Here is a 4,162-nt window from a genome sequence, read left to right as displayed (position 1 = left end):
GTCTCGGCGCACGGGTATGGCTATGGTCCGGCGTTCCAAGGTTTGCGGCGGATGTGGCAGCGCGGCGAGGAGCTGTTCGCAGAGGTTGCGCTGCCTGCGGACAGTGGTACCGATCCGGGCGAGTTCGCGGTGCATCCGGCGTTGCTGGACAGTGCATTGCATGCGATGTTGCCCGGTATCGATGCGGATGCCGGGTCGGCGGGTTTGCCGTTCTCGTGGCAGGGCGTGCGTGTGCATGCCGCCGGTGCCGATCACGCTCGCGTCCGGATAGCCCCTGCTCCAGTGGCGGACGGGGCCGGTGTGTCGGTGTGGCTGGTCGATGATCAGGATCAGCCGATCGTGACCGTGGACGCGTTGACGATGCGCCCGATCCCCGAGCAACTGGCCGATCAGGGCCGCGCAGCCGCCCGCCCGGATTCGCTGTACCGGCTGGACTGGATCGATTATCCACTGCCGCAGTCGGTTTCGATGACCCGAAGCGGTTGGGTGCGCGTCGGCAGCCTCGGTGCCGACGGTTCGGCCGACAATGGTGTCGAGCGGTTCGGCGAGCTGGATGACCTGATCGCGGCGATGACGTCCGGCCGGGAGGTCCCGGACGTAGTGATCGCGGCGCTGCCGACGGACTCGGGCACGGAATCGGTGGTGTCGAGCGTGCACGCGCAGGCGCAGGCGACGCTGCAGTTGTTGCAGGCATGGTTGGCCGAGCCGCGGTTGGTGGATTCGCGTCTGGTGCTGGTGACCCGGCATGCGGCCGGAATCGGTGGTGTCGAGGCGAACGAAACCGGTTCGACAGCAACAGGAGCGGTGTCGGGGCTGGCGTCCGCGTCGGTGTGGGGTCTGCTGCGTTCGGCGCAGACGGAGAATCCGGACCGGTTCGTGCTGGTCGATATCGACGATACGGCCGAATCCTGGCGGGCGTTGCCCGCTGCGGTCGAGTGCGGCGAAGCGCAGTTCGTGCTGCGCACCGGGCAGGCGCGGGTGCCGCGGCTGGCCCGGGTGGCCGGGGCCGAGTCGGCGACCGGCGGACATTCGGCGTGGGATGCGCAAGGGACGGTGTTGATTACGGGCGGTTCGGGTGTGTTGGGGTCGATGCTGGCTCGGCATGTGGTGGGTGTGCACGGTGTGCGGCGGGTGTTGTTGGTGAGTCGGCGTGGTGCTTGTGCTGAGGGGTTCGCTGTGTTGCGGGAGGAGTTGTTGTCCGCGGGTGCGGTGTCGGTGGTGGCGGTGGCGGCGGATGTGGCTGATCGTGGGCAGTTGGCGGCTGTGTTGGCCGGGGTGGATCCGGCGTTTCCGGTGCGGGTGGTGGTGCATACCGCTGGTGTGCTCGACGATGGTGTGATCACCTCGCTCACGCCTGAGCAGGTGGATCGGGTTCTGGCCCCGAAGGTGGCCGCGGCGTGGCACCTGCATGAATTGACCCGGGATCTGAATCTGCGTGGGTTCGTGCTGTATTCGTCGTCAGCGGCGACCTTCGGTGCACCCGGGCAGGGCAATTACGCGGCGGCCAACGCCTTCCTGGACGGGCTGGCTCACTACCGGCGCGGTCTTGGTCTGCCTGCGACGTCGTTGGCGTGGGGTTTGTGGGAACAGGCCTCGGGCATGACCGGGCATCTGCAATCCAGTGATCGGGAGCGGATGAACCGGGGCGGGTTGGTGGCTATGACCGGCGGCGAGGGGCATGAGCTACTGGATCGGGCGCTGGCTATCGCGGCACCGGCCTTGGTTCCGTCTCGATTCGATCTGAACATGCTGCGCGCCAACGGAGCGCGCGGCGTCTTCACCGAACTCCTTCGGGTCGGCGCACGCCGGAGAACATCCGCGGCTACGCCGGATCCGGCGGGCTGGCAGCAGCGCCTGGCCGGGTTGGCCGAAGACGAACGGATAGCTCTGCTTGCCGAGTTGATCACCGCTGAAGTCGCCGCCGTCCTGGGGCACGACAGCTCTTCTGAGATCTCGGGTGCCCGTGCCTTCAAGGAGCTGGGGTTCGACTCGTTGACGGCGGTCGAGCTGCGTAATCGGCTGAGCAGGCTGGCCGGGGCCAAGCTGCCTGCCGCGCTTGTCTTCGATTACCCGACTATCGGTGCGGTAGCAGTCCGGGTGAGCGAGCTGATGGGTGGGCAAACCGCACCCGCTAGCCGGGCAAAGTCTTTGACCGAAGAATTCGAGAACTTTTCGGCTTCCCTGCTGCGAGACTCGGCCAATTCCGCTGAGCGGTCCGAGATTATCGCCCGGCTCGAGGATCTGCTGCTGCGTTCACGATCAATCCAGCACAGGGAAGGACCGGCAGCGGATGATCGAATGCTCGCCTCCGTCACTGCCGAGGAACTGTTCTCGATAATCGATGACGATCTCGAATCGTATTAGCCAGCGCCACGTTCGGTAGAAGGTACGGGAAATCAGATGACTGATGTTGAAGAGAAGGCTGTCGAATATCTCCGCCGGACGACCGCCGAACTCCGGAGCACGCGCCGACGGCTGCGTGAAGTGGAGGACCGCCTGACCGAGCCGATCGCCATCGTGGGCATGGGGTGCCGGTTCCCCGGCGGTGTTCGGTCGCCGGAACAGCTGTGGCGCTTGGTCTCCGATGAGGTCGATGCCGTGACGGCGCTGCCGACCGACCGGGACTGGCCGGCAAACCTGTTCGACCCGGACCCCGACGCGGTCGGTCGCAGCTATGCGCGGGCGGGCGGGTTCCTTTACGACGCGGCGGATTTCGACGCGGCGTTCTTCGGGATCTCGCCGCGCGAAGCGCTGGCGATAGATCCACAGCAGCGGTTGATGCTGGAAACCGCATGGGAGACCATCGAGCACGCGGGCATCGACCCAACCAGCCTGCGCGGCAGCCAAACCGGGGTATACGCCGGAATCATGTACTCGGACTACGGTGGGCGACTGCATTCGTCCCCCCAGGGCTTCGAGGGCTATCTGGTCCACGGCAGTGCCCCGAGTCTGTTGTCGGGCCGGGTGGCGTACGTGCTGGGGTTGGTGGGTCCGGCGGTGTCGGTCGACACCGCGTGCTCGTCCTCCCTGGTCGCCTTGCATCAGGCGGTGTCGGCATTGCGGGCCGGTGAGTGTTCGATGGCGTTGGCCGGTGGGGTGACGGTGATGGCGACGCCGGCGACGTTTGTGGAATTCTCGCGGCAGCGGGGGTTGTCAGCGGATGGCCGATGCAAGTCGTTCGCCGCCGCCGCGGATGGCGTGGGTTGGTCCGAGGGTGTGGGTCTACTGCTGTTGGAGCGGCTTTCGGATGCGCGTCGGCTGGGTCATGACGTTTTGGCGGTGGTGCGTGGTTCGGCGGTGAATCAGGATGGTGCGTCGAACGGCTTGACCGCCCCGAATGGTCCGTCACAACAACGGTTGATCCGTGCGGCACTGGCGAACGCGGGCCTGGCGGCATCGGCTGTGGATGTGGTGGAAGCGCACGGTACGGGGACTCGGTTGGGAGATCCGATCGAGGCCGAAGCCTTGTTGGCCACCTACGGGCAGGACCGGCCCGATGGACGGCCGTTGTGGTTGGGATCGGTGAAAACCAATATCGGTCATACGCAGGCGGCCGCGGGCGTGGCCGGGGTGATCAAGATGGTCGAGGCGATGCGCCGTGGTGTGCTGCCGAAGTCGTTGCACGTGGATGCGCCGTCGCCGCAGGTGGATTGGACCAGCGGCGGGGTGGAGCTGCTCACGCGCGCTCGGGTTTGGGATACCGATGCTGATGCACCGCGACGAGCGGCAGTGTCCTCGTTCGGGATCAGCGGCACGAATGCGCATGTGATCCTCGAGCAGGCACGCGAGGCGCTCGACACGGAGGCTGGCCGTGCGGGCGCGTCCGCCGACCCGGTTCGCTCGGACGGACCACTGGCGTGGGTAGTCTCGGCGACATCGTCTGTGGCACTGCGGGAGCAAATTCAGCGACTGTCGTCCTATGTGCGCGAACGGCCGGAGTTGGCTGCGGTCGATGTGGGGTGGTCGCTGGCCTGCTCGCGTGCCTTGTTCGACCACCGCGCGGTGGTGGCGGGCGCGGATCGGGCGGAACTGCTGACTGGGCTGGAGGTGTTGTCCCAGGGCGGGACGAGCGATCGTGTGCTGGTCGGTTCGTCTGTGGCGGTTCGTGGTGTTGTGTTTGTGTTTCCGGGGCAGGGTTCGCAGTGGTTGGGGATGGCGCGGG

2 protein-coding genes are annotated in these 4,162 nt (G+C 66.6%); both read left to right on the top strand.

Annotated features, from left to right (window positions below; genetic code table 11):
- A partial coding sequence (locus ABZ942_RS43770) for an SDR family NAD(P)-dependent oxidoreductase (protein ID WP_357392270.1) occupies positions 1-2,364 on the top strand: 2,364 nt, incomplete at its 5' end.
- Between the two features lie 36 nt (positions 2,365-2,400).
- Positions 2,401-4,162: type I polyketide synthase (locus ABZ942_RS43765; RefSeq protein WP_357392268.1), on the top strand; the 1,762-nt coding region annotated here is incomplete at its 3' end.

It is taken from the genome of Nocardia sp. NPDC046473 (assembly GCF_040645995.1).
Classification (GTDB): Bacteria; Actinomycetota; Actinomycetes; order Mycobacteriales; family Mycobacteriaceae; genus Nocardia.
This window is presented reverse-complemented; position numbering and strand designations above follow the sequence as displayed.